This is a genomic window from Pantoea sp. Pa-EAmG (assembly GCF_030024295.1).
GTDB classification, from domain to species: Bacteria; Pseudomonadota; Gammaproteobacteria; order Enterobacterales; family Enterobacteriaceae; genus Pantoea; species Pantoea dispersa.
Genome location: NZ_JASEWO010000398.1, coordinates 1 through 735, shown reverse-complemented (window position 1 = coordinate 735; position 735 = coordinate 1). Strand labels below are relative to the sequence as shown.

At 50.9% G+C, this 735-nt stretch carries 1 protein-coding gene; it reads right to left on the bottom strand.

Translation table 11 applies throughout. From position 1 onward, the window contains the following. On the bottom strand, positions 1–735 hold a 735-nt coding region (locus QMM04_RS22885; RefSeq protein ID WP_282997182.1), incomplete at both ends, for an ATP-binding cassette domain-containing protein.

Here is a 735-nt window from a genome sequence, read left to right as displayed (position 1 = left end):
TACGGTCGGTAATGCCCAGCAGCTCTGGCATTTCAGAAGAGATAATAATGATGCCCTTTTCTTTTTTCGCCAGCTCCGAGATCAGCTGATAAATCTCGAATTTAGCGCCGACGTCAATACCGCGCGTCGGTTCATCAAGCATCAGTATTTCCGGCTGCGTCAATAACCAGCGACCAATAATGACTTTTTGCTGGTTACCGCCGGAGAGCGATCCAATTTGGGTATGATGGCCGGGCGTTTTCACCCGCATGGCATCAATGACCCACTGGGTATCGCTTTTCATGCGTTTATTATCCAGCAGACCCATACTGGATTTATATTTCTTGATATTAGAAATGAGCGAGTTAAAACCAATATCCAGGTAGGCATAAATCCCGGTGGAACGCCGCTCTTCCGTCACCAGCGCAAAACCATGGTTGATGGCTTCGTTGGCGCTGTGGTTATTAATCGCTTTACCGTGCAGTTTAATGGTGCCGCCCGACTTCTCACGGATACCAAATAAGGTTTCCACAATGTCAGTACGCTTGGCGCCCACCAGGCCGGCAATCCCCAGAATCTCGCCTTTGTGCAGATCAAACGAGATATCACGGATCGATGGCTGGCGCAGCGAGGTCAGATTGCGCACCTCCAGAATCACTTCACCCGGCACGTTAGTTTTGTCCGGGAAGCGCTGGTTGAGTGAACGGCCGACCATCATGGCGATGATCTTGTCCATGTCCAGCCCTTCCAGCGGCT